Source organism: Nocardia sp. NPDC056100 (genome assembly GCF_042266325.1).
In the GTDB taxonomy this organism is placed as follows: domain Bacteria; phylum Actinomycetota; class Actinomycetes; order Mycobacteriales; family Mycobacteriaceae; genus Nocardia.
Genome location: NZ_JBHJVY010000003.1, coordinates 388951 through 413066, shown reverse-complemented (window position 1 = coordinate 413066; position 24116 = coordinate 388951). Strand labels below are relative to the sequence as shown.

General features: G+C 67.0%; 21 protein-coding genes. 8 read left to right on the top strand and 13 right to left on the bottom strand.

All coding sequences use genetic code 11. The annotated features are described in order from the left end of the window. Positions 1 to 134 precede the first annotated feature (134 nt). Positions 135 to 1490 carry a hypothetical protein gene (locus ACFC0O_RS24065; protein ID WP_375961414.1) on the bottom strand — a complete coding sequence of 452 codons (1356 nt, stop codon included), beginning with the start codon at positions 1488 to 1490 and terminating at the stop codon, positions 135 to 137. A 171-nt stretch (positions 1491 to 1661) separates the two neighbouring features. On the opposite strand from ACFC0O_RS24065, the gene ACFC0O_RS24060 reads away from it, so the two are divergent. Further along, entirely contained in the window at positions 1662 to 2717 is a 1056-nt protein-coding gene (locus ACFC0O_RS24060) for a metallophosphoesterase (RefSeq protein ID WP_375961412.1), read from the top strand. Positions 2718 to 2720: 3 nt separating this feature from the next. Here the strand turns inward: ACFC0O_RS24060 and ACFC0O_RS24055 are convergent, their stop codons facing one another. The 4 genes from ACFC0O_RS24055 to ACFC0O_RS24040 form a co-directional block, all read right to left on the bottom strand. Beyond that, entirely contained in the window at positions 2721 to 3728 is a 1008-nt protein-coding gene (locus tag ACFC0O_RS24055; protein WP_375961411.1) for a zinc-binding dehydrogenase, read from the bottom strand. 81 nt (positions 3729 to 3809) lie between these two features. Then, positions 3810 to 4679 carry an alpha/beta fold hydrolase gene (locus ACFC0O_RS24050; protein ID WP_375961408.1) on the bottom strand — a complete coding sequence of 290 codons (870 nt, stop codon included), beginning with the start codon at positions 4677 to 4679 and terminating at the stop codon, positions 3810 to 3812. Between the two features lie 75 nt (positions 4680 to 4754). Further along, on the bottom strand, positions 4755 to 5327 hold the full coding sequence (locus tag ACFC0O_RS24045; RefSeq protein ID WP_364636711.1) for a WHG domain-containing protein: 573 nt from the start codon (positions 5325 to 5327) through the stop codon (positions 4755 to 4757). After that, on the bottom strand, positions 5320 to 6174 hold the full coding sequence (locus ACFC0O_RS24040; RefSeq protein ID WP_375961405.1) for an alpha/beta fold hydrolase: 855 nt from the start codon (positions 6172 to 6174) through the stop codon (positions 5320 to 5322). The genes ACFC0O_RS24045 and ACFC0O_RS24040 overlap by 8 nt, the downstream gene beginning before the upstream one ends. Before the next feature lie 121 nt (positions 6175 to 6295). On the opposite strand from ACFC0O_RS24040, the gene ACFC0O_RS24035 reads away from it, so the two are divergent. Next, entirely contained in the window at positions 6296 to 6760 is a 465-nt protein-coding gene (locus ACFC0O_RS24035) for a MarR family winged helix-turn-helix transcriptional regulator (RefSeq protein WP_375961403.1), read from the top strand. A 19-nt stretch (positions 6761 to 6779) separates the two neighbouring features. On the opposite strand, the gene ACFC0O_RS24030 is transcribed toward ACFC0O_RS24035, so the two are convergent. Next, the gene (locus tag ACFC0O_RS24030) at positions 6780 to 7244 is read right to left on the bottom strand and encodes a hypothetical protein (RefSeq protein WP_375961401.1); all 465 of its coding nucleotides are present in this window, start codon (positions 7242 to 7244) and stop codon (positions 6780 to 6782) included. Positions 7245 to 7512: 268 nt separating this feature from the next. Between ACFC0O_RS24030 and lon the strand changes: the two genes are divergently transcribed. After that, positions 7513 to 9849: an endopeptidase La gene (gene lon / locus ACFC0O_RS24025; protein WP_375963780.1), complete on the top strand. Its 2337-nt coding sequence runs from the start codon at positions 7513 to 7515 to the stop codon at positions 9847 to 9849. Between the two features lie 124 nt (positions 9850 to 9973). On the opposite strand, the gene tnpA is transcribed toward lon, so the two are convergent. Continuing rightward, the gene (tnpA, locus tag ACFC0O_RS24020; protein WP_375961399.1) at positions 9974 to 10429 is read right to left on the bottom strand and encodes an IS200/IS605 family transposase; all 456 of its coding nucleotides are present in this window, start codon (positions 10427 to 10429) and stop codon (positions 9974 to 9976) included. Positions 10430 to 10461: 32 nt separating this feature from the next. Here tnpA and ACFC0O_RS24015 point away from each other — a divergent pair, with 32 nt between their 5' ends. Then, positions 10462 to 11631 (top strand): RNA-guided endonuclease InsQ/TnpB family protein, encoded by a 1170-nt coding sequence (locus tag ACFC0O_RS24015; protein ID WP_375961396.1) that lies wholly within the window; start codon positions 10462 to 10464, stop codon positions 11629 to 11631. A 120-nt stretch (positions 11632 to 11751) separates the two neighbouring features. Further along, positions 11752 to 12456, top strand: coding sequence for an endonuclease/exonuclease/phosphatase family protein (locus ACFC0O_RS24010; protein ID WP_375961394.1), 705 nt, complete (start codon positions 11752 to 11754; stop codon positions 12454 to 12456). Here ACFC0O_RS24010 and ACFC0O_RS24005 read toward each other — a convergent pair. After that, on the bottom strand, positions 12453 to 13445 hold the full coding sequence (locus ACFC0O_RS24005; protein ID WP_375961391.1) for an oxidoreductase: 993 nt from the start codon (positions 13443 to 13445) through the stop codon (positions 12453 to 12455). The genes ACFC0O_RS24010 and ACFC0O_RS24005 overlap by 4 nt on opposite strands. Positions 13446 to 13610: 165 nt before the next feature. Here ACFC0O_RS24005 and ACFC0O_RS24000 point away from each other — a divergent pair, with 165 nt between their 5' ends. Continuing rightward, complete coding sequence (locus tag ACFC0O_RS24000; protein WP_375961389.1) at positions 13611 to 14429, top strand: alpha/beta fold hydrolase; 819 nt, start codon at positions 13611 to 13613, stop codon at positions 14427 to 14429. Positions 14430 to 14462: 33 nt separating this feature from the next. Here ACFC0O_RS24000 and ACFC0O_RS23995 read toward each other — a convergent pair whose 3' ends face one another. The 5 genes from ACFC0O_RS23995 to ACFC0O_RS23975 form a co-directional block, all read right to left on the bottom strand. Then, positions 14463 to 15245, bottom strand: coding sequence for an enoyl-CoA hydratase/isomerase family protein (locus tag ACFC0O_RS23995; RefSeq protein WP_375961386.1), 783 nt, complete (start codon positions 15243 to 15245; stop codon positions 14463 to 14465). Between the two features lie 72 nt (positions 15246 to 15317). Then, on the bottom strand, positions 15318 to 16397 hold the full coding sequence (locus tag ACFC0O_RS23990; RefSeq protein ID WP_375961383.1) for a DNA polymerase IV: 1080 nt from the start codon (positions 16395 to 16397) through the stop codon (positions 15318 to 15320). Between the two features lie 76 nt (positions 16398 to 16473). Next, positions 16474 to 16965: a hypothetical protein gene (locus ACFC0O_RS23985; RefSeq protein ID WP_375961381.1), complete on the bottom strand. Its 492-nt coding sequence runs from the start codon at positions 16963 to 16965 to the stop codon at positions 16474 to 16476. A 275-nt stretch (positions 16966 to 17240) separates the two neighbouring features. Beyond that, positions 17241 to 18173, bottom strand: a complete 933-nt coding sequence (locus ACFC0O_RS23980; RefSeq protein ID WP_375961378.1) for a methyltransferase — start codon at positions 18171 to 18173, stop codon at positions 17241 to 17243. An 82-nt stretch (positions 18174 to 18255) separates the two neighbouring features. Continuing rightward, positions 18256 to 20136, bottom strand: coding sequence for an ABC transporter ATP-binding protein (locus ACFC0O_RS23975; protein WP_375961376.1), 1881 nt, complete (start codon positions 20134 to 20136; stop codon positions 18256 to 18258). A gap of 213 nt (positions 20137 to 20349) precedes the next feature. On the opposite strand from ACFC0O_RS23975, the gene ACFC0O_RS23970 reads away from it, so the two are divergent. Continuing rightward, the gene (locus ACFC0O_RS23970; protein WP_375963777.1) at positions 20350 to 23187 is read left to right on the top strand and encodes an FAD-binding and (Fe-S)-binding domain-containing protein; all 2838 of its coding nucleotides are present in this window, start codon (positions 20350 to 20352) and stop codon (positions 23185 to 23187) included. After that, on the top strand, positions 23184 to 24116 hold the full coding sequence (locus tag ACFC0O_RS23965) for a DNA-3-methyladenine glycosylase 2 family protein (protein ID WP_364636685.1): 933 nt from the start codon (positions 23184 to 23186) through the stop codon (positions 24114 to 24116). Before ACFC0O_RS23970 ends, ACFC0O_RS23965 begins: the two co-directional genes overlap by 4 nt.

The following is a 24116-nucleotide window of genomic DNA, read 5'->3' as shown; positions in this document are numbered from 1 at the left end:
GTCGCTCAAGCTCGCTGTGCCGAGACAGGCACAGAACGGGCACACACGCCATTGTGTGTGCCGTCGCCGCCAGCATCGCAGTGCGGCCGAAAAAATGCAAGCATGCGTGCTTGTATTTGCCTCGAAGCGGCCGTCTACCAGCCGAACAGGATCAGATGCACCGCGCCGACGCCGAGCCCGAGCGCCGCGCCGTGCAGATACAGCAGCCACGCGTCCTGTTCCACCGAGGCGTAGAACATCTCCATGAACTCGCCCGGCGTCAGCTGCTGGAGTTTGCGCGCGGCGAATTCGTCGATCTTCTTGGCCTGCGCCGCCGCGAATTCCTCGTCCTCGACCAGGCTCGGCGCGAGTCCGGCGGCCGCGGCGGTCGCGCCGACCTTCAGATTGTCGAAATTCCGAGCCCCGAACACGGTGCGCACGAAGGTGTGCGTCGGCCCGAGCTGCCGGTGGATCTCGGCGGCGATGAGACGCTCGAGCAGCTGCCGGGTCTTGTCGCCATTGGTGCCGTCGAGCAATTCCTTGGCCAGATTGGGCAGCGTCAGCACCTGGTAGGCCAGGATGTGCGCGAGATCGGCCGCGGCCTCGGGCTGCCGCTTGGCCAGCAGCGCCTGCTTCCACAGGTACTTGTAGCGCGGTTGCGGATCGCCGGGCTCGAACACCATTTTCACCGCGATCACATTGACCAGTACGCCGATGGCGGCGGCCGCGGCCAGGATGACCACCCAGCTCGGCACCCAGCCGACGACCGGAATGCGGTGGTGCACTTGCATATACAGCGCCAGCAGCAGGCCGAACGGCGCGCCGAGCAGTCCGATGCGCACCATGAATTTGAGTTCGGGCGCGGCGATGGTGGTGGTGAGGTCCTTCAGGATGTGTGGATTCTCCTGCAGGTACCGAATGACGAAACTCTTGATGTCGATGAGCTGATCGACATTGTCGCCGAGCTGTTCGAAAGCCCGCCGGGCCAGCGTCGGCAATTCGCGTTCCACGCGCTGGTACAACACATTTCGGGCCGCGCGCGGGACCGCGCCCCACAGATCCGGGTTCTCCCGCTTCATGATCTCGTTGACCATGGACGGCACCTGTTTGCGGCCGACGTCGGCGATGTAATCCGCGATGCCGTCCAGATCCAGCTCATGGATGAAATCGCGCGGACTGCCGATGCGCATGATGGCGACGTCCACGCAGATGCTGGCCATTTTCTCGGCGCGTGCGGGGATGAAGCCCTGGAAGCCGAGCTGTTTGCCGTCGCCGGAGAAGGTCGGCAGCACCTGCACGCGGCGCGGCAGATAGGGATAGAGAATGTCCAGGCCCGGAATGCGGATACCGCGAAAGTAGAGCGGCCAGAACAACATCAGCACGCCGGTCCAGTTGGTGAGCCAACCGGCGATGGCGCTGAAGATGGGGAAACTGATCAGGTCGACGACGAGTTTGGGTTGGCCGGTCAGCTGCTCCCAGTCGAGGAAGACACCCGAGGCCATTGTCGTCATTACTGCGTCCCCCTGCGGCCGATGGTGAGAAAACGGACACACAACACTCTCATTGGCCAAGTGTGCTGTCAAAAGGTCGATGGCCTCGGAGAACGTGTCATATTGTGCGTGGTTTCACGGGACCGGCAATACTGGTCGGGCGACCAAATAGGGTAGTCAAGGGAGAGATGAATGAATGTCGACCGCCGCGGCTTTCTGACCGGCGCCGCCACCGCCGCCGGCCTGGCCACCGCCGCGAGCCTGGCGACCACCGCACCCGCCGGAGCGCAACCCGCGCCCGGCAAACTGCCCTTCCCCGACGGCGGGCCGCTGCGCATTCTCGTCACCGGTGACGCGGGCACCGGCGCGCGCCCACAGTGGGCCGTCGCCGACGCCGCCCGCACACTGCACGCGCAACAGCCCTTCTCCTTCGCCATCGGACTCGGCGACAACCTCTACGAACAGGGGCCGCAGTCCGATGACGACGCCCAGTTCAACGCCAAATTCGAAGACCCCAACCACGATCTGGACTTCCCCTGGATCATGGTGCAGGGCAACCACGACAACAGTTCCATCCTGCCCGGCGACGGCGGCTGGCTGCTGCGCGGCGATCACGAGGTCGCCTATCACTCGCGCTCACCGCGCTGGTGGATGCCGTCCCGCTACTATTCGGTCCCGATCGGCGATCTGGTCGAATTCTTCGTGCTGGACCTGAATCCCATTGCCGCGTACCTGCCCCCGCTGTTCGCGCCGTACTGGGCGGCGGACGGCCAGTTCATGACCGAACAGGCCGCCTGGCTCGATCGCGCGCTCGACGCATCCACCGCCAAGTGGAAGATCGTCTGCACCCACCACCCGTACCTGAGCAACGGCAGTCACGGAAACGCCGGGGAATACGAGGGTTTGAGCATCGAACCCGTCAACGGCATCCACGTGAAACGCTTCTTCGAAGCGCATGTGCTCGGCCGCGCCCAGTTCCTGCTCTCCGGGCACGATCACTGCCTGCAGGTGCTGGAACCGAATCCGGCCTGCAAGGGCACCCGGCAGATCGTGTCCGGCGCGGCCGCCAAGACCAATTCCGGTTCGCACGAGAAGGATCCGGCCCGCATCACCCCGGCGCTGTTCGAGAACTTCACCGATCTCGGCTTCATGGTGCTGGACCTCACCGCGTCATCGGCGGACCTGACCGTCCACACCGTCGATCCCTCGAACGGTCAGCCCACCAACGTATTCCAGCGTCGCCTCTGAGCCTCAGGGCTTGAGCACGATCCGAATCGGGTTGCCTTCCTTGGCATCGAGGGCATGCACCGCCTTGGCGGCATCGGCCAGCGGCACCACCGCGCTCACCGATCGCGAGAAGTCGACCCGCTGCAAACCCTGCAACTTCACCAGCTGCGTGACGTGCTCCGGCCCGGACCCGTAGTGCCCGCGCAATTGCTGCTGGAAGAAGCTGAAAGCTGTTCCGCCGGTAATGGTGATCGGCTTGTTGGTCAGCCCGACCAGCACCAATCGCCCCTGCGGTGCGAGGCAGACCACGGCCTGTTCGCGCACGGCGGCGACACCGGCGAAGTCGAAGGCCGCGGCCAGCCCGGTCCCGGTGGCCGCGAAGATCTTCTGCCGCAGATCGGGATCGGCCGGATCGAAGGCGAGATCCGCCCCGAATTCCAGCGCCCGCTCCCGCGCCGCGGGCAGCGGATCGACCGCGATGATCGGGGCCGCGCCGACCAGCCGCAGCAACTGCACCCCGTGCGCCCCGAGTCCGCCCACGCCCCAGACGCCCACGGCCTCACCGGCTTTCACCTCGGCGGTCGCGGTGACGGCGGCCCACGGCGTGGAGACCGCGTCCGGAATGAAGCAGGCTTGCTCGAACGGCAGATCATCGGGGATCGGCACCAGCGTATCGATGCGCGCCAGCGTGTACTCCGCCCAGCCGCCGTCGTAGTCGACACCGCGCGTGAAGGTGGCTCCCCCGCGAATCTCCCCGGCCTGCAACAGCACTCGATCCCCGACCTTGGCGGCGGTGACCCCCGGCCCGAGCTGGTGCACGGTTCCGGCAACCTCGTGCCCGAGCGTCACCACATCGCCCTCGAGGAACAGCGGCGACAGCGTTCCGTCGATGAGGTGCACGTCCGACAGGCAGACGCCCGCCGCCTCCACCTTCACCAGCACATGATCCGGGCCGGGCTCGGGCACCGGAACCTCATCCAATTCCAAGCGGCGATTCGGTCCCAGGTGTAGTCGCGCGGCCAGCATGATCATCGACTCCTATGGCGGTTGGAAGCATTGCTCACTGCCAGCCATGCTAGGTCGAGAATTCGAGTGAATGGTCCGCTTCGTCCGCTACCCGGTCGACGCGCGCCGCCGGGTCCGGGCGGTCCGATGGGTATCGGAGGATGTCGACTCCAGGAATCCGGTGATGATCGCCGTCACCTCGGGTGCGCGTTCGAGCATCGGCACGTGGCCGCAGCGATCCAGCCATTCCGCGCGGTCCGGGCGGAGCTGTTCATTGAGCGTGCGCCCGGCGGCCGCGGACAGAATGCGATTCTCGACGCCCCAGATGGTGCAGACCGGCGGCATGCTGTCGCGGTCCGGCCAGCTATCCAGTGCGGCAAAGGATCCCAGGTCGCGAACCAGCCCGACCAGCGCACGGGCCGGAAAACCGTCGGACAGCGGCTGCACGTACGGGCATTCGCGATAGGCCCGGCCGTTCGAGAACCAGGTGCGAATGGTGGTGCGGGCGAACCATTTCGGGGTGTGCCAGCCGAACAGCGCGCGAGCGCCGGAATCGGGCAGCGCGCGGGTGAGCCGGGCCGCCGCGCCCAGATCGCCGCGCATGGCGGTGGATTCGGTGAGCGGGTTGATCGCCACCACCGCGTGCACCAGGCCGGGATGGGTGCGGGCCAGCGTGAGGCTGATGGCCGAGCCCAGGCAATTGCCGATCAACCGGACATCGGTGAGCTCATGGTGCAGCAGGAACGCGTGCACCAGTTCGGCATAGCGCGCGAGGGTGAAGCCGTCGGCGGGCTGATCGGAGGAGCCGTAGCCGGGCAGATCGAGCGCGTAGACCCGATGGTTCCTGGCGAGCGCCGTGGTCTGCGCGGTCCAGATCAGATGGGAGGATCCGGCATTGTGCAGCAGCACCACCGGTGGTCCGCTGTCACCGCGCTTCAGATAGGCGATGCGGATCCCGTCGAAGGTGAAGTCTTCCATGACGCTCCAGGTGGCTTCGTTGCCGGTGTCGTGTCCATGGTCCTCCGGAATGCGGCCGCGTCATAGGAGTTCGGCTCAGGCGGTGCCGATTTGGCCGAGTCCGCGGTCCAGGAAGCGGATCATCCAGTCGAAGCTGTCCTCGGAGTCGTCGCTCCACTGGAAGCCGTCCGACGCCTGCAGCGTCGCGAAGCCGTGGAAGGTGCAGCGCAGTGTGCGGATGGCGTGCACCATCTCGTCGTCGGGGATGCCGTAGCCGCGCAGTACCGCCCGCATGGATTCCATGACGCGCGAACTCGATTGCAGCAGTGGATCGTCCGGCCCGGTGAAGGTGGCCCCGACGGTGGCGCTGTAGCGGCCCGGATGCGCGACCACGTATTCCCGGAACGCGGTGGCGAAGGCCGCGAGCGCTTCGCTGCCGGACAGCCCGTGCATGGCGTCGCGCAGCCGCTGATCGAGTTCGGTCATGGCGAGCGTGGCGACGCCGTGCTGCAGATCGGCGAGGCTGTCGATGTGCTTGTACAGCGACGGGGTGCGAACGCCGAGTCGCTGAGCCAGCGGGCTCAGGGCCAGGTTCGCGAAACCGGCGTCGTCGGCGAGTTGCGCTCCCGCCGCGACGACATCGGTCTTGCTGAGCCCGGCTCTAGGCATTCGCGTGCTCCTTCAGGAACGGCAGGATCAATTCGGCGGTCCGCTCCGGCAGCTGCGCGTGCGGGTAGTGGCCACCATTCTCGACGAGTCCGAGGCTGCCGAGTCCGGTGGGCAGCGCGGCGATGATGGCCCGGCCCTCGGCCTCCGGGTTCGGGAAATCCGGATCGGCGGTGCCGATGACGATCAGCGCGGGCTGGGTGACGTTGGGCAGCTGCGCCTGCGCGTCGGCGGGAGTCGACTTGCCGGTCTTCATGAATTCGGCCATCCGGCCCGGCTCGCGGAGCTTGGCGGCGTTGGCGGCCATGTACTCGTCGTAGTCGGCGGGCTTGGTCGGGTAGGCGATGTTCAGGTACTTCAGCCACTGGTTCACGCTCTTGAAAATCATGGTGCCCATCAGCGCGGTCATGCCGCGGCGGTACCGGGACACGGTGAAAAGCGCTCCGACGGAAGGGGTTTGGGTCAGCGTGAAGGGGTTGATCTCCACGATGGCGCGCACCAGTTCGGGTGATTTGGCGGCGGCGATGGTGGCCGAGCCGCCGGAGAGCGAGTGGCCCACCACGATCGCGGGTCCGGCGTTCAGTCCGGCGATCACCGCGAGCAGGTCATTGGCGACATCGGTGCGGCTGATGGCTTCCTTACCGGTCTCGGACACCCAGTTCATGCTGGAATCCCCGTGTCCGCGCATATCGGTGCTCACCACCCGGTAACCGGCGGCCGCGATGATCGGGGCCAGGAACCGGTAGGCCTGGCGGCGGTCGCCGATGCCGTGCGAGAGCACCACCAGGGGGCCTTCGCCGATCGAGTCGTATGCGATCCGGCCGCCGTCGATGTCCATGTACTCGGTCATATCGTCCGCTCCTTCGTGTGGCTAATTCCTGTAGCCATAAAGCTAATAACTTTAGCCAAAGTCGTCAACCCTCAGTTTTCGGCGTGTCTCCGGTGGATAGTTGCCATATAAACTGTCCGGCGTGGCGGATACCGAGAGTGATGTGAACGCGAACGTCGGCTATCTGGTCTGGCGGCTCTCCACCCGCTGGCGCGCTATCCTCGATCGCGCTCTCGCGCCGCACGGTCTCACCCAGGCGCAGTATTCGGTGCTCGCCCCGCTCTACGGTCTGACCGGTGATGGGACGCGTCCGAGTCAGCGAAAACTGGCGGACCTCACCGGTTTGGACGCCGTCTACATCTCCAAACTGGTCCGCGCCCTGGAACGCCAGGGGCTGGTCACCCGCGCGGCCAGTTCCGTCGACCCGCGCGCGGTCGAACTCGCGCTGACCGAACAGGGCGCTGAAACCGCCCGCCGCACAATAGAACTCGTGCACGGCATGCGCGACCGCCTGACCGCGCCGCTGGGTGGGAACGGCAGCGAGCGCACCGCGGAGCTGGCAGCCATGCTGCGCGAACTCCTCGATGCGCCCGAGGGTGCCGAATAGCGCTGTCGCTAAGGCTTTTTCACAGCGTCTCGCCCGCGCGCAGCTTCTTCGCCCGCTCGATGACCGAGGTCAGCACCCGATGCGCGATGGCCAGTTCCTCGGGGTCCGAGCCGCCGAAGATCGGCCGCGTCAACGGCGCGATCGTCTGCATCAGCGTCTTCAACTCGGCCGAACCCGCGGCGGCCAATTCCACCGGCCCCGGCCCGTCGATCGCGGATCCGCTGACGAACCCCTTCTTCTCCATCCCGGCGAGCAGCTCGGCCGTCCCCGCCGCATCGACGCCGAGCTGCCGCTGCCCGGCCAGGTAGCGATGGAATTCGCCCGGTTCGGCGACCGGCCCGCGCGCGGCGAGGGCCCGCAGCACGGCGTATTCATTGGCGGTCGTGCTGAATCCCTGTGCGATCAGCGTCGCCTCGAGCAGGGCGGTGACCGCCCCTTCCGCCTCGGCGATGTCCTGTCCGGTGAGTGTGGGTGCGGTGGTCATGGTGACTCCCTGTATCGACGAGTAAGCCGTCCTATCGCTTACTGTACATGGAAACTATGTCCATGGAATCTATATTCCGACCGGGGTGAATCCGGCGTTCGCCCGGGGCGAACAAGGTCGCGGAATTACTCGGCGGGGGCCGGAGTTGACTGGGTAACGCTCAACCTGAGTTGAGTAGGAGACGCTCAATCTTGGAAGAGGTAGAGAAGTGACCAACCCTCAGAACCTGCCGGTGCTATTCCTGACCGATCCGATCGTGCTCCCCGGCATGATCGTCCCGATCGAGCTCGACGAGTCCGCCCAAGCCGCCATCGATGCCGCCCGCGCGGGCAAGGTCAACCAGGTGTTGGTCGCGCCTCGCCTCGATGAGGGCTACGCCAGCTACGGCGTGGTCGCCACCATCGAACAGGTCGGCCGCATGCGCGGCGGCGCACCGGCGGCGGTGCTGAAGGCCGAGGGCCGCGCGAAGATCGGGCACGGCGTGACCGGACCCGGCGCGGCGCTCTGGGTCGAGGCCGAACCGGTCGAGGTGTCCGAGCCCGACGGCCGCACCAAGGAGCTCGCGGCCGAATACAAGAAGCTGGTCGTGGCGGTGCTGCAGCGGCGTGAGGCGTGGCAGGTCATCGACGCGGTGAATCAGCTGAACGATCCGTCGGCCATCGCCGACGCGGCCGGCTGGGCCCCGTACCTGGGCCATGACGAGAAGCGCGAGCTGCTCGAAACCCTGGACACCGCAACCCGTTTGACCAAGCTGATCGAGTGGACCAAACAGCACATCGCCGAGACCGAGGTCAACGAGAAGATCAGCGAAGAGGTCCGCGAGGGCGTCGAGAAGTCGCAGCGCGAATTCCTGCTGCGCCAGCAGCTCAACGCGATTCGCAAGGAACTGGGCGAGGGTGAGCCCGACGGTGCGGACGATTACCGCACCCGCGTCGAGACCGCCGATCTCCCGGACAATATCCGCGAGGCCGCGCTGCGCGAGGTCGATCGCCTGGAGCGTTCCAGCGATCAGAGCCCGGAATCCGGCTGGATCCGGACCTGGCTGGACACCGTCCTGGAGCTGCCGTTCAGCGTGAAAACCGAGGACAGCACCGATGTTTCGGCTGCCCGCGCGGTGCTGGACGCCGATCACCACGGCCTGGACGAGGTGAAGGACCGCATGGTCGAGTACCTGGCGGTGCGCGCCCGTCGCGCCGCACGCGGCCTGGAGGTCGTGGGCGGTCGCGGTTCCGGCGCGGTGCTGGTGCTGGTCGGCCCGCCCGGTGTGGGTAAGACCTCGCTGGGTGAGTCCGTGGCGCGTGCCCTGGGCCGCAAGTTCGTTCGCGTCGCACTCGGCGGCGTGCGCGACGAGGCCGAGATCCGTGGCCACCGGCGCACCTACGTCGGCGCACTGCCCGGTCGCATCGTGCGTGCCATGAAGGAGGCGGGTTCGATGAATCCCGTTGTCCTGCTGGACGAGATCGACAAGGTCGGCTCCGATTTCCGCGGTGATCCGGCGGCGGCGCTGCTCGAGGTGCTGGACCCCGCGCAGAACCACACCTTCCGCGATCACTACCTGGATCTGGATCTGGACCTGTCGGATGTGCTGTTCATCGCGACCGCGAATGTCATGGACACCATCCCCGGCCCGCTGCTGGACCGCATGGAACTGATCACCGTGGACGGTTACACCGAGGACGACAAGGTCGCCATCGCCCGCGACTTCCTGATCCCGCGTCAGCTGGAGCGCAACGCGCTCACCAGCGCCGAGGTTCAGATCACGGACGAGGCGCTGCGTGAGGTCGCGGCGAACTACACCCGGGAGGCCGGTGTCCGCCAGATGGAGCGCCTGATCGCCAAGGCGCTGCGCAAGGCGGCGACCAAGCTGTCCGAAACCGCGGACCTGAGCGATGCCGAAAGCATCATCACCGCAGGTGAATTCGTGCCGGACTCGGCCGATCAGCTGGTGATCGGTCTCGGTGATCTGAAGGACTACCTGGGCCGTCCGCGCTTCACCCCCGACGGGGTGGAACGCACCGCGGTCCCCGGTGTCGCAACGGGTTTGGCCGTGACCGGCGCGGGCGGCGATGTCCTCTACATCGAGGCCAATGCCGCCGAGGGCGAGCGCTCGCTCACCCTCACCGGTCAGCTGGGTGACGTCATGAAGGAGTCGGCGCAGATCGCCCTCACCTACGTGCGCTCGCACCTGGAGGAGATCGGCATCGAGCCGAAGGTGCTGGACCGCAATATCCACATCCACTTCCCGGCAGGCGCGGTCCCCAAGGACGGCCCGTCGGCGGGCGTCACCATGGTCACCGCCCTGGTGTCCCTGGCCCTGGACCGTCAGGTCCGAGCGGATGTGGGCATGACCGGCGAGGTCACCCTCAACGGCCGAGTCCTGCCCATCGGCGGCGTCAAGCAGAAGCTCCTGGCCGCCCAGCGCGCGGGCCTGAAGACCGTCTTCATCCCCGCCCGCAACGAGCCCGACCTCGACGAAGTCCCCGCCGAGGTGCTGGCCGCCCTGGATGTCCGCCCCGTCGCCGACGTGGCCGAAATCCTGGCCTACGCCATCGAGCCGGTCATCGAACCGGCCCTGGAAGGCCGCCCCCTGAGCGCCACCGCCTAACCCGCGAGCGCTCCTCATGAGGAGCCGTGCGTGCGTCCCACACGCACGGCTCCTCCCCTGTCAACTACCGAGACCGCGCGTGTTTCACATGAAACCGTCTTGCACCTCGGAGTAATCGCGCCGGCTACCCGGTGGGGCTGCCCTCGTCCACAGACACCGGTTGTCGCTGCGCAGCGAGGTATTCATCGATGACGGCCACCGATGCTCCGCTTGTCGATACCGCGAGGTACGAGGGTGACCAGAGGTGCGCGCCTCGCGAAGATCGCTGAATATTCTCCGGGAATTCCTGGCGTAGGTAGCGCGCCGACACACCCTTGAGGCTGTTGACCAACGTGGAGACCTGCACAGTTGGCGGGTAGTGGACCAACAGGTGCGCATGGTCTTCACCGCCACGGAACTCGATCAATGTTGCGTCGAACTTGTCGCAAACCTCGGCCATGATCTGCTCGCAGCGAGTCAGCATCGGCTCACTCAGGGCTTCTCGTCTAAAACGTGTGACGAAGACCAAATGCGCCTGTAAATTGTGTATGACTGTTCTACCTCGGCGTATATCTGGATCAGATACCCATCTCGGTGACATAGACCAAACGGTAGCAACGACAGGGGCGGGTCGTGAAACGGATCGTCACCGTGAAGCTGGTTCCCACTCCGGAGCAGCACGCGGCGTTGTCATCAACATTGAAGTTGTGCAATACAGGGGCGAATGCGGTCTCCCGGTTCGCGCACACCGCTACCGATCGCAGGCCATTCGCATTACAGAAACAGGTGTACGCCGATCTCAAGGCGCGCGGACTGTCCGCGCAGCCCGCGATTCGGGTCATCAAGAAGGTCTCGGACGCTTACGCGACCCGGCAGGGAAAGCTCGTCGGGGGGAACTATGGACTGCCCGGATCGAATCGCTATCGAAGGATCGCAGGCAAGGCCATCGTGTTCCGTGACGATGCGGGCCAACCATTCGACGATCGATGCCTGTCATGGCAGTTAGAAGACTCGACGGTGTCGATCTGGACCACGGCAGGACGAATGAAGGGCTTACGATTCGTATGTGCGCCATGGCAATTGGCACTACTTGCGGATCGCAAAGGGGAGTCGGATCTGATCCTCCGCGACGGCCACTTCTACTTGCACGCCACCGTCGATACAAGCACTCCACCCTCGCTGACCCCTTCGGATGGTCCGGACGGCTGGCTCGGGGTGGACCTGGGGATCGTGAACCTGGCTGTCACCACCGCCGATGATCCCTCCAACCTCGATCTGCGTTGGTCGGGTGGTGCGGTCACCGCGGTCAGGAAGAAGCATCAGGTCCTGCGCACAGCTTTACAAAAGGTGGGAACCAAGTCTGCGAAACGCAAATTGAAGAAGCATCGCCGGAAGGAAACCCGCTACGCCACCGACATCAACCACCAGCTCTCCAAAACCATTGTCGCGCAAGCACAACGCACCGGACAAGGCATCGCGATGGAAGACCTGTCGGGAATCCGGGACCGGGTACGGCTCGCTCGCACGCAGCGGCACCAATTACATACCTGGACATTCGCGCAGTTGCGGAAGCAGATCGCATATAAGGCGCAAGCTGCGGGAGTTCCCGTGCAGGTCGTCAACCCGCGTGGCACCAGCAAAACCTGCCACCGCTGTCGACACATCGACTCGGCGAACAGACCCAGTCAGCCAGTGTTTCGGTGCCGTCGATGCGCGTGGACCGGTCACGCCGATCACAACGCCGCCCACAATATTGCCGTACTCGGGTATGAAAGCTATCGGGCCGCCAATCAACCGGCCTAAAGCAGCCACTCCTCTCACAGCCAGTGAGAGCGTGAGCAGCAAGTCCGTCTTCTTGGGACGGATGGTTGATATGAAACGTGAATCCCGCGCGGTCCGTTTGTGTCTCGTAACGTGTGCTGGGTGATCACTGTTGCCACTTGGAATGTCCTGCATCGGGTTCATGCGGACAACTGGGACAGCTCGTTTTCCGGGCGCTGGCCGGAGGAGAAGGTGCGGATCGAAGGGGTCACCGGCGTGGTGGCGGGGAGATCCGAGCAGGTCATCGCGCTACAGGAGGTGAGCGGTGATCAACTCGCGAGTTTGCGGGAAGCGTTGCCGGGGCGGGAGTTCCATGTGCTGCGGTATCCGCGGGTGCCGCGGCCGCGGCGGGTGCCCTCGGTGCTGGAGGACCGCGGTGAGTTCCTGGTGTTGATCGTGGACGGCACCGCGCGTGACTTCGCCGCCGGAGCCTTCACCAGTGATCCGGGCAAGGGCTATGTCGCCGTGCTGCTGGACGAGGTGCTCGTGGTCGCCACGCACGTGACCGGCGATGATCGGCGCGGTGGGCAGTTCGCGCGGCTGGCGGAACTGACCGCGGGCGGACCGGTGGTGCTGCTCGGCGATTTCAACGCGCCCGCCGCGGAAGTCGGTGCGGCACTGGGGCCGGACTACACCGTTGCCGCGCTCCCGGCCGCTGCCATCGCGACGCGCCCGCGCAGCTCCGGTGCGGAGAAATCCCAGTTCATCGACCACGTGGTGACGCGCGGCCTCGCCGCGCGGGCCACGGCCGTCGAGGATGTGGCCGGGGTGTCCGACCACAATCTCGTACGCGCGACGATCGGCTAGAACTCCCCCGCCACGGCGAGCACGGTGCGGCCGGAGTGGTTGCCCTCCAGAATGGAGTGCAGCACGGCTTCGGCCTCGGTGATGGGCGCGTAGTTCTCCAGCAGTGAAAGATGCTGGGGCTTCAGGTCTTTGGCCAGGCGCGCCCACAGTTCGCGGCGGGATTTGATCGGGAAGTGCGCGGAGTCGACACCGAGCAGGGAGACCCCGCGCAGGATGAACGGCATCACGGTGGTGGGCAGATCGGTGCCGCCCGTGAGGCCGGAAACCGTCACCGCGCCACCGTATTTGATGGTCGAGAGGATATGCGCGAGGGAGGTGCCGCCGACGCTGTCGACCGCGGCGGCCCACTGCGCCTTGCCGAGCGGCCGGAGCTTCTCGCCCTCACCGGGCAGGCGGCCGATCACGCTGGACGCGCCGAGCGCGGTGAGAAGTTCGGTGGCGCCGAGCTTTCCGGTGGAGGCGATCACCTCGAAGCCGAGTCCGGCCAGAATATCCACCGCGACACTGCCGACACCGCCGGTCGCACCGGTGACCAGCACCGGACCCGATTCGGGGGTGATGCGATTGTCCAGCAGCGCCTGCACGCTCATGGCCGCGGTGAAACCGGCGGTGCCGAGGGCGGCGGCTTCGCGCGGGGTGAGGCCGTCGAGCTTCACCACCCAGTCGGCGGGGACGCGGGCGTACTCGCCGAAACCGCCGTTGTGCGCGACGCCGATGTCGTAACCGTGCGCGACCACCAGATCGCCGGGCGCGAATTCCGGGTTGTCCGAGGCGAATACCTCACCGGTGAGATCGATGCCGGGGATGATCGGATACTCGCGCACCACGCCGCCGCCGGGCGTGATGGCCAGCCCGTCCTTGTAGTTGGCGCTCGTGAAGTGCACCTTGATCGTCACCTCGCCCGGGCCGAGGAAGTCGTCGCCGACCGTCTCGCGCGCGAGTGCGATCCCGCTGTCCGTCTTGCGTGCCACCATCGCCTGGAACTCCATGCACCGAGCATAGGACTCGAACCGCTGGTCAGGGCGATGTTCCGGGGGAAGCGGCGACTTTACCCCGCACGTAATCGCTTTCGTTCCCGCACTGCGGCAACCTTGTTCTCAGCACAGCGGGAGACATTCTCCCCGCATCGCGAAAGACCAAGGAGCGCAGCAGATATGCCCTATTTCCAGACCACCGACGGCACCACTCTCGCCTACGAGGAGTACGGCACCGGAGCGCCGCTCGTCTTCATCGCGGGCTGGTCACTGCACGCGGATATGTGGGAGTACCAGCTGCACTACTTCGTGGAGCGCGGTTACCGCTGCATCCTGCTGGACCGGCGCGGCCACGGTCGTTCCGATCGCCCGGCCGCCGGATACGATGTGAACACCCGCGCCGACGATATCGCCGCCCTGATCGCGCATCTGGACCTGAACGACTTCACCATGGTGGCGCATTCGGCGGGCGGCGCGGAGGTGGTGCGCTATCTGGCCCGGCACGGTCAGGACCGGGTGAACCGCATCGCCCTGCTGGCCCCGGCCATCCCGTACATGTTGCAGACCGAGGACAACCCGGTCGGCGCGCCCCGCGCGGCCTTCGAAGCCTCTGCGGCACAATTGAAGTCGGATCGCCCGCAGTGGTTCGCCGAGCGCGCACAGGGCTACTTCGCCACGCATCTGCGGCGCGGCACCTCGCAGGCGGTCATCGATATGGAGATTCAGCGCTGCCTGTCGGCGTCACCGTATGCCACGATCGCGGTGCAGCGGGACCTGTTCCATTCCGATCACCGCCCGGATGTGGCCGCGGTGACGGTCCCGTTCCTGCTGCTGCACGGCCTGGCCGATCAATCGATTCCGATCGAGATCAGCAGCCATCAGGCGGTCAAGCTGGCGCCGCACGCGGTGCTGAAGGAGTACTGGGACGCCGGGCACGGCCTGTACATCACCCATGCCGCCGAGGTGAACGCGGAAATCCTGGAGTTCCTGAAGAGCTGAATGCCCGCGTTCCTCGGCGAATCACGATGTGGCTCAAGCGAATTTGGGCGACCGCTTGTCGAGGAACGCGGCAATGCCTTCGACGCCGTCCGCGGATTCCGCGGCGTGGGTGATGAAGGAGGCCTCGGTGGCCAGCTGCTCCTCCAGGGTGTGCTGCGACGAAACCAGCAGCAGCTTCTTCACATTCGCGTTGGAACCCTTGGGCCCCTGCGCGAACTGCTGCGCCAGCGCGTCGACGGTGTCGGTGAGCGAGCTGTCCGGCACCACCTGGTGCACAAGGCCCCAGTCCAGCGCCTCGGCCGCGCGCAGCACCCGATTGGTGAGCATGAGTTCCTGGGTGCGGCGCACGCCGATCAGGCGCGGCAGATAGTAGGACGCGCCGCCGTCCGGGCTCAGCCCGACCTTGGTGTACGCCATGGTGAACGCGGCGGATTCGCCCGCGACCACGAGATCACCGGCAACGGCCAGGCTCATGCCCGCCCCGGCGGCGGTGCCGTTCACCGCCACGATGAGCAGCGCGTCCATTCGCGCCAGCGCCGATACCGCCTGGTGCAGGGTGTCGGCCAGTTTGGCGATGAACTCACCGGTGTCCGGGCTCTCGGACATGGCGCGCAGATCGCCGCCCGCGGAGAAGAACTTGCCCGCACCGGTCAGCACCACGACCTTCACGGCCGGATCCTCGGAGCAGTAGGTCGCGGCGGCTGCCAGTTCGTCGGCGAGCGCCTGGTCGATGCCGTTGGCGGCGCTGGGCCGGTTCAGCGTGATGCGGGCGATCGGGCCGTCCGCCACGAAGCTGATGTTCTGGTAGTTGCTCATTGTCCGGTGGTGCCTTCCGTCGGTATGCCTGATCCCAGCATGACAAACGCGGTGTGCCCGCCTGCGGTTCGGTCATTCCCTCCCGAATTCCACGCGCACGCCGAGCAGGCGAATCGGGCGATCCAGTTCGAAGGTGTGCAGGATCAGCAGCGCGGTCCGGACGACCTCGTCCACATCGGTGGTGGGTCGCGGCAGCTTCTTCTGTTTGGTGCGGGTGAAGAAGGTCTTGGTGCGCACCGTGACCCCGACCCGGCCGATACCGCGACCGCCCGCGATGGTCTCCTCCGCGACCTGGGTGGCCAGCCGGGTGATGGCGGCATCGAGTTCGGCGTGTTCGGTGAGATCCGCGGGGAAGGTCTCCGAGCGCGAATGACCCACCGGCTCACGCGGTTCCGAGATATCGGTATCGCCCGCACCGTGCCCGAGCACCCACAGGTAGGGGCCGGTATTGGGCCCGAATTCCTTGGCGAGCAGATCGCGATCCGAGGCCGCGAGATCGGCGATGGTCTCGATTCCCAAGGCGCTCATGCGTTTCGCGATGCGCGCGCCGATGCCCCAGAGCGCGGTGGTGGGGCGGTGCGCCATGAGTTCGGTCCAGTTGTCGGCGGTGAGCCGGAAGATGCCGGTGCCGGTGGCCTGGGTGGCGTCCGAGTCGGTGTTGTCCGTATCCCCGCTCTTACCAACGGCTTTGGCGAATCCGGTGGCGAGTTTGGCGCGCAGTTTGTTGTCGCCGATGCCGACCGCGCAGGTCAGGTCCAATTCCTCGATGGCGGAACGGATATCGCGGGCGATCTGCTCCGGATCATCGGTGTCGACCGCGAGGAACGCCTCGTCGAAGCCGAGCACCTCCACCCGTCCGGGAAAGGTCCGCAGCAGCGTCATGATCTCCTCGGACGCCTCCGCGTAGGTGGCGAGATCCTGAGCCAGGAACACCCCGTCGGGGCAGATCTTCAGGGCCGATCGCAACGGCATGCCCGCGCGCACCCCGTAGGCCCGCGCCGGATAGGACGCACAGGACACCACCTTGCGCGGTTCCTTCGGATCCCCGTTGCCGCCCACGATGACGGGCTGACCGCGCAGCTCCGGATGCCGCCGGAATTCGACCGCGGCCTGGAATTGGTCGAGGTCGACGTGCAGCAGCCAGCGCGTCACCCTTCCGTCATACCGCATGGTCTGTCGAAATGCCCGGATACCGGCTCACCCGCGCGGTATCGGTGCGGTGACGGGGCTAGCGATCCCCGCGCAGCCACGCCTTCGGCGAGCGGTACGCGTATCGCGCCTTGAGCACCCCGGTTTCCACCCGGCCCTCGATGCGGATCAGCGGCGCCCCCGGGAAACGCGGCAGCGTCACGCGATTCGAGACATGTCCCCCGGTGCCGAATTCCACGGCTTCGAGGTCGACCCGCCAGCCGCGCGGCACGATCACGATGATGGTGCCGGAGCCCGCGATGACCCGCATATCGATTTCGCGCCGGGAGCAGTAGGCCTGGGTGAAGTCGACGACGACCTTGCCCGAAGTGCATTCCGCGACCAGCTTTTCCGGCACCGTCCACTGTTCCTCGGTGCGCCGGGATTCACCGGTCACGCGCAATTCCAGCGGCGGGGCCGCCGGGGCCGGCGTTCGGACCTGCTCACCGCTTCTCCGCGCGGCGGCAGCGAAACGCTGCAAATCATCGAAACCGAAGGCGGGCACCCGCCGCTGCTCCGTGGTACGGCTCACCGAAACTCCTCCCCCGGCATGTGAAACAAGCGTCCGACTGCTGTGCCAGGGAACCCGAATTATGCCGTACAGCAGGGCATTTGAGACCGGCCGTACCTTAACGGAACGGTCACAGGAGGGACTCGCACCGATACCATCGACGATGCATTCTCAACTGATCTTGCAAACGTCGTAGCACCGATTCGCTATGAATCCGTTCGCCCCGCGCATGCGCGGTCATCCCGGCGGCAGCGCTGCGCTACCGCCGGGTAGGTGAAATGCGATGCGGGACAGGATTATCGGCGTCCGATATGGATCGTGCTCGCACCGAGGACGAAGAGATCGTCGCGGTTGGCGACGTAGGTGGGGGCGTTCCGATCCAGCAGCGCGTCCAGAGCCTGGAGATCCGCGGCGGTGATGGCATCGCTCACGTGGTCGCGCAGCGATTCCAGCCAGGCGGCCACGGACGCGCGGACCTCGGGAGTCGCGGTGGGGTGATCGGTGAGGACGCTGAACGAGGTGACCTCGGTCAGTCCGGCGCGGGTGAGGGTCGTGGTCCAGCCGTACGGCATGGGGACCGTGCCGGTGATCTCGGCGCGCATGCGCACGAAGGCCGCGTCCCGGGCCGCGAGCAGCCGGTCCTGCAGGCCGGGTGCGCCGATTCCGATGTCCCAGGGCAGATTTCGGGTGCTGAGCCCGCCCTCGGACAGTGCCAGCCAGCCGCCGGCGCGCACCAGTTTGGCGAGTCGATCGGCGCCCGCCTGCTGATCGGGCAGGTGGTGCACCATGCGCGAGGCCCAGACGATATCGGCCTGCGCGACCGTCTCGAGCACGCTGTCGGCGGCGGCGTCCACCACCACGGTCTCGATGGTCACCCGATCATCGCCTGCGAGGGCCTGTTCGGTGTGCTCGCGGGCCGCGGTCAGCAATTCGGGCACCGCGTCGGCGATGATCAGCCGTCCGCCGCCGCGCTTGGCCAGCGCCACCGCGAACGCGGCGCTCTGCCCGCCCGCACCGGCCCCGATATCCACGATCACGGGCTGCCCGTCGGATCCGGTCGGCAGGCCGATGAGCCGCTCGGCGATCCGCGCCTGCGCGTCGGCGGTGATCAGATCCTCCCGCCGCAGATTGCCGATCTGCTCGGTCCAATCGATCCCGTCATAGGTGTGGCCGTGGTGATGGCCGACGGTATCGGGTGAATGCGAGTGCCCGTGCGTGTGTGCTCCCATTCCTACGACCGTATCGAATTTTCCCGTATTGCCAACTTTGTTTGCCGGTCCGGCAAAAGGTGTCCGGACCGGCAAATAGCGATCAAGCCGCGGCGGGCTCGCTGTCATCGGCGAACTGGGTGCGGTAGAGGTCGGTGTAGCGCCCGCCCGCGGCCAGCAGTTGGGTGTGCGTGCCGCGTTCGACGATGCGGCCGTGTTCGAGCACCAGGATCTGATCGGCATTGCGGATGGTGGACAGCCGGTGCGCGATGACCAGTGCGGTGCGGCCGTCGAGCGCCTCGGCCAGCGCCTCCTGCACCGCCGCCTCGGAGGTGGAGTCCAGTGAGGCGGTGGCCTCGTCGAGGATCACCACGCGCGGCTGCTTGAGCAGCAGCCGGGCAATGGTGAGCCGCTGCCGTTCGCCACCGGAGAGGCGATAGCCGCGTTCACCGACCACGGTGTCCAGTTTGTCGGGCAGGGAGGCGATGAGCTCGCCCAGGCGCGCCCGCTCCAGGGCATTCCAGAGTTCGTCCTCGGTGGCCTCGGGCCGGGCCAGCAGCAGGTTGCCGCGAATGGTGTCGTGGAACAGATGCCCATCCTGGGTGACCAGGCCGACGGTGTCCTGGATGGACCGCCCGGTCAGCTCGCGCACATCCGCGCCGCCGAGCCGCACGGATCCGGAGTCCACGTCGTACAGTCGCGAAACCAATTGCGCGATGGTCGATTTGCCCGCCCCGGAGGAGCCGACCAGGGCCACCATCTGCCCGGGTTCGGCACGCAGGCTGACCTCGTGCAGCACTTCCTCGCCGCCTCGGGTGTCCAGCGTCGCCACATCCTCCAGGGAGGCCAGGGACACCTTGTCGGCCGACGGGTAGCCGAAGGTCACGTTGTCGAGCTCGACCGCGATCGGACCCTCCGGCACCGCGCGGGCATCCGGTGCGTCCTCGATGAGCGGTTTCAGATCCAGGATCTCGAAGACCCGCTCGAAACTCACCAGCGCGGACATGATGTCCACCCGTGCGCTGGCCAGTGCGGTGAGCGGTGAGTACAGCCGGGTCAGCAGCAGCGAAAGCGCCACCACCGCACCGGGTTCCAGCTGTCCCTTCAGCGCGTAGTAGCCGCCGAGTCCGTACACCAGCGCCAATGCCAGCGCCGACACCAATGTCAGCGCGGTGACGAATACGGTTTGCAGCATGGCGGTGCGCACCCCGATATCGCGCACGCGCCCGGCGCGCACCGCGAATTCGGAGGATTCCTGCTGCGGACGGCCGAAGAGTTTCACCAGCGTCGCGCCCGGCGCGGAGAACCGCTCGGTCATCTGGGTGCTCATGGACGCGTTCAGCCCGGCGGCCTCGCGCTGGATGCCCGCGATCTTCTCACCCATGCGGCGGGCGGGCAGCACGAACACCGGTAGCAGCACCAGCGCGAGCAGGGTGATCTGCCAGGACAATCGGAGCATGACCGCGAGGGTCAGCGCGAGCGTCACCACATTGGTGACCACACCGGACAGCGTGGAGCTGAACGCGCGCTGGGCACCGATCACATCATTGTTGAGCCTGCTGACCAGCGCGCCGGTGCGGGTGCGGGTGAAGAACGCGACCGGCATCTTCTGCACGTGATCGAAGACCGCGGTGCGCAGATCGAAGATGAGCCCCTCCCCGATGCGGGAGGACAGCCACCGAATGACCACCCCGAGCGCCGCGTCCAGCACCGCCACCAGTGCGATGACGGCCGCGAGAATCAGCACCGTCCGGGGTGCCGAACCCTTCACGATGTCGTCGACCACCCGCCCGGCCAGCACCGGTGTCGCCACCGCGAGCAGCGCCGAGACAATGCTGAACGCCAGGAACGCGGCCAGCCGCCGATGATGCGCCCGCGCGAACACCAGGATCCGCCGCGCGGTCCCGGCCCGCAGCGGCCGCTGCGCGGTAGGCGCGTTCGCCTGCCGATAGAGCTGACTCCAAGCGATGGATTCCATGGTCATAACCGCACTCCTCACCGTCTGAAGTTCATCGAACCTCAGACCACCGACAGTAGGACCTCAACAAAGGTTGAGGACAAGCCGTTACCAGCAGAGATTCGCTGTTGGCGAACACCGGATCTCCTTACGAAGGCTCCGGCTCTCCTGTCGTCCCAGACGTGGTGTGTGCGCGTTCGGTCCATCGCGGCCCCGGACTCATAGGCTGGCGGGGTGCGGATGGAATCGGCGATGCGGGAGTTGCGCGGGCGGATCGACGGCGAGGTCGACCGGTCCGAGCGGCGGCGAGCCGAGTATTCGTCCGATGCCTCCAACTATCGGGTGCTGCCCGAGGGCGTGGTGTTTCCGCGTGGCGACGCGGATGTGCGCGCGGCGCTGGAGTTCGCGCGGACGGAAGGGCTGGGGGTCACCGCGCGCGGCGGGGGCACCTCGGTGGCCGGAAATGCCATAGGCGCGGGCATCGTGCTGGATTTCAGCCGTCATATGAACGATCTCCTCGAGCTGAACGCCGAGGAGCGGTGGGCGCGGGTGCGTCCCGGGCTGGTGCTCGGGGAGCTACAGCGCGCGGCCGCCCCGCACGGGCTGCGGTTCGGGCCGGATCCTTCGACGCAGAATCGCTGCACCCTGGGCGGGATGATCGGCAATAACGCGTGCGGGCCGCACGCGGTGGCCTGGGGCCGAACCTCGGATACCGTGCGTGAACTGCGAATTCTCGACGGTACGGGTACCGAGCGGCGGCTGGGAACCGACCTGTCGGCGGTGCCGGGGTTGAGCGAGTTCACGCTGGTGAACCTGGCCGTGCTGCGCACCGAGGTGGGCCGATTCGAGCGGCAGGCGTCCGGATACGCGCTGGAACATCTGCTGCCGGAACATGGTTCGTCGATTGCCAAGGCGTTCGTCGGCACCGAGGGCACCTGCGGCCTGCTGCTGGATGCCATCGTCGAGCTGGTGCCGATCCCGGCCGCGACCGTCCTCGTCGTGCTCGGGTATCCCGATATGCCAACGGCCGCGGACGATGTCGCGGCCGTCATGGCGGTGCGGCCGGTCGCCGTGGAAGGTATGGATGCGCGCCTGGTCGACGTGGTGCGCAGGTATCGCGGTGGGGTGCCGCCGCTGCCGCGCGGCGGCGGCTGGCTCTTCGTCGAAATCGAGGGCGAGACTCCGGAGCAGGCGCGCGAGACCGCCGAACTGCTGTGCCGCTCCACCCACGCCGTGGATTCCCGGCTGGTGCTCGATGCTCGGGAAGCCAAGGCGCTCTGGGCGATTCGTGCCGATGGCGCGGGCCTGTCCGGCCGCACCCCGGAGGGTAATCCGGCCTGGCCGGGCTGGGAGGACGCGGCCGTCCCACCCGAGCGACTGGGTGACTACCTGCGCGAATTCGAGAAGCTCATGACCGAGCACCGCGTGGACGGACTCCTCTACGGTCATATCGGGGACGGTTGCATCCACGTCCGCCTGGATCTGCCGATAGCCGATGCCCCGCAACGCTTCCGGGACTTCCTGGAGGACGCCGCCCGCCAGGTGGTGTCGTTCGGCGGTTCCCTCTCCGGCGAGCACGGCGACGGCCGCGCCCGCTCGGAACTGTTGCGCCACATGTACTCCCCCGCCGCGCTCACCGCGTTCGCCGATTTCAAGGCGCTATTCGACCCGGACGACGTCCTCAATCCCGGTGTTCTGGTGCGCCCCAGGAACATCGACGCCGATCTGCGGGTGGCGGGACTGCTGCCGACTCCCGCCGCGGGCGGCTTCGCATTCCCCGCCGACGGTGATCTGGGAACCGCCGTGCACCGCTGCGTCGGTGTGGGCAAATGCCGCGCCGACACCCGCGCCTCCGGCGGTTTCATGTGCCCGTCCTATCTGGCCACCGGGGATGAGAAGGACAGCACCCGAGCGCGTGCCCGCGTCCTGCAAGAGGTGGTGCGGGGTGCACTGGATTGGCGCTCCGACGCGGTAGCCGAATCCCTCGATCTCTGCCTGTCCTGCAAGGCATGTCACTCCGACTGCCCCGCTGGCGTCGATATGGCCACCTACAAATCCGAAACCCTGCACCGCCGCTACCAGGGCCGTCTCCGCCCCCTGGATCACTACGCCCTCGGCCGCCTCCCGCAGTGGCTGTCCGCCGCCACCCGTCTCCCCCGCCTGGCCAATGCGCTGTCCGGGAACGCGATCCTGCGCCGAATCGGGTCGCGCGCGGCGGGAATCGATTCCCGCCGCACGGTGCCGGAACTGGCGCGCACGAGCTTCCGCCGCGGTTGGAATGCTCGCCGCAAGCCGTCGCTCCCCATCGCACCCGATCAAGCGGTCGCGTTGGGTGGGAGTGCTGTTCCCGTTGCACCCGCGGTGCTGCTGTGGGTGGACACCTTCACCGATGCGTTCGATCCCGAGATCGCCTGGGCGGCGGTCGAACTGATCGAATCGCTGGGCCATCGGGTTGTCGTCGCCGATCGGCGCGTGTGCTGCGGGCTGACCTGGATCAGCACGGGTCAACTCGACGGAGCCCGAAAGCGCCTGCGCGCCACCGTGAACGCGCTCGATGAGCATGTGCGCGCGGGCGGAGTGGTGGTCGGACTGGAACCGTCCTGCTCCGCCGCGCTGCGCGAGGATCTCCCCCGGCTGTTGCCCGACGATCCGCGTGCGGCCCCGGTCGCGGCGGCCGTGCGCACCCTCGCGGAATTTCTCGAGGCGCAGCCGGACTGGACGCCCCCGGATCGCTCGGATCGGACGGTGGTGGTGCAACCGCACTGCCATGAGCACGCGGTCTCGGGTTTCACGGCGGACCGCCGCATCCTGGAGCGGACCGGTGCGACCGTGCGGGAGATCGCGGGCTGCTGCGGTCTGGCCGGAAACTTCGGCATGCAGCGCGGCCACTACGACGTCTCGGTCGCCGTCGCGGAGAACGGCCTGCTCCCCGCGCTGCGCGACGCACCCGCCGATGCGGTCTTGCTCGCCGACGGCTTCTCCTGCCGCACCCAGGCCGCCCAGCTGGCGGGCAGGTCCGCCCGGCATCTCGCCCAATTCCTGATCGGGGATTCGGGCACTGGCAGAATGTCCCGGTGACCACCGCGCCGATCGCCACCGCATTGACGCGCACGGTGCGGTCGGAGCGTCCCATCGATCTCGCGGCGACCGTAGCGCCGCTGCGCCACGGGTTCGGCGATCCCTGTCATCGGGAGACGCCGGACGGTTCGCACTGGCATGCCTCGCGGATGGCGTCCGGGGTGGTGACCTATCGATTGCGGCAGGTTGATCGGTGCGCGGTGGAGGCTCGGGCGTGGGGTCCGGGGGCCGAGGAGTTTCTCGAGCAAGTGCCGACCATGTTGTGCCTGGACGAGGATCTGAGCGGGTTCGCGCCCGAGCATCCGAAGGTGGCCGAGGCGCATCGGCTCAATCCGGGCCTGCGGATGTTGCGGACCGGGCTGGTGTTCGAGGCGCTGGTGCCGTGCGTGCTGGAGCAGAAGGTGCACACCAGGACCGCGCATGATTCGTGGCGGAAGCTGGTGTGGCGGTACGGAACTCCCGCGCCCGGACCCGCGCCGGACGGATTGCGGGTGATGCCGGACGCGGAGACCTGGCGGCATATTCCGTCGTGGGTCTACCACCGCGCGAATGTCGGTCCGCAGCGCTCGAAAACCATTGTGCTGGCGGCCCGTATCGCCGGGAAGCTGGAGGAGGCGGCGGCCATGAGTCATGCCGACGCCGAGCGTCGGCTGCGCACCGTGCCCGGTATCGGGGTGTGGACGGCGGCGGAGATCGCACAGCGCGCCTTCGGTGATCCGGATGCGTTGTCGGTGGGCGATTTCCATCTCGCCGCGATCGTCGGCTGGACACTGCTGGGCCGTCCGATCGACGATGCCGAGATGATCGATTACCTGGAACCGCTACGGCCGCATCGCTATCGGGCCGTCCGGCTGCTCGGTCTGGCGGGGTTCGCGCACAAGCCGAAGTTCGGTCCGCGCACGCCGTACACCGATCACAGCCGCATCTGA

What these genes read in the sequence shown, in the direction of transcription:
- ACFC0O_RS24065 (WP_375961414.1), bottom strand. Translation starts at nt 1,490, where the DNA reads ATGACGACAATGGCCTCGGGTGTCTTCCTCGACTGGGAGCAGCTGACC.
- ACFC0O_RS24060 (WP_375961412.1), top strand. Translation starts at nt 1,662, where the DNA reads ATGAATGTCGACCGCCGCGGCTTTCTGACCGGCGCCGCCACCGCCGCC.
- ACFC0O_RS24055 (WP_375961411.1), bottom strand. Translation starts at nt 3,728, where the DNA reads ATGATCATGCTGGCCGCGCGACTACACCTGGGACCGAATCGCCGCTTG.
- ACFC0O_RS24050 (WP_375961408.1), bottom strand. Translation starts at nt 4,679, where the DNA reads ATGGAAGACTTCACCTTCGACGGGATCCGCATCGCCTATCTGAAGCGC.
- ACFC0O_RS24045 (WP_364636711.1), bottom strand. Translation starts at nt 5,327, where the DNA reads ATGCCTAGAGCCGGGCTCAGCAAGACCGATGTCGTCGCGGCGGGAGCG.
- ACFC0O_RS24040 (WP_375961405.1), bottom strand. Translation starts at nt 6,174, where the DNA reads ATGACCGAGTACATGGACATCGACGGCGGCCGGATCGCATACGACTCG.
- ACFC0O_RS24030 (WP_375961401.1), bottom strand. Translation starts at nt 7,244, where the DNA reads ATGACCACCGCACCCACACTCACCGGACAGGACATCGCCGAGGCGGAA.
- lon (WP_375963780.1), top strand. Translation starts at nt 7,513, where the DNA reads ATGATCGTCCCGATCGAGCTCGACGAGTCCGCCCAAGCCGCCATCGAT.
- tnpA (WP_375961399.1), bottom strand. Translation starts at nt 10,429, where the DNA reads ATGTCACCGAGATGGGTATCTGATCCAGATATACGCCGAGGTAGAACA.
- ACFC0O_RS24005 (WP_375961391.1), bottom strand. Translation starts at nt 13,445, where the DNA reads ATGGAGTTCCAGGCGATGGTGGCACGCAAGACGGACAGCGGGATCGCA.
- ACFC0O_RS24000 (WP_375961389.1), top strand. Translation starts at nt 13,611, where the DNA reads ATGCCCTATTTCCAGACCACCGACGGCACCACTCTCGCCTACGAGGAG.
- ACFC0O_RS23995 (WP_375961386.1), bottom strand. Translation starts at nt 15,245, where the DNA reads ATGAGCAACTACCAGAACATCAGCTTCGTGGCGGACGGCCCGATCGCC.
- ACFC0O_RS23980 (WP_375961378.1), bottom strand. Translation starts at nt 18,173, where the DNA reads ATGGGAGCACACACGCACGGGCACTCGCATTCACCCGATACCGTCGGC.
- ACFC0O_RS23975 (WP_375961376.1), bottom strand. Translation starts at nt 20,136, where the DNA reads ATGACCATGGAATCCATCGCTTGGAGTCAGCTCTATCGGCAGGCGAAC.
- ACFC0O_RS23970 (WP_375963777.1), top strand. Translation starts at nt 20,350, where the DNA reads ATGGAATCGGCGATGCGGGAGTTGCGCGGGCGGATCGACGGCGAGGTC.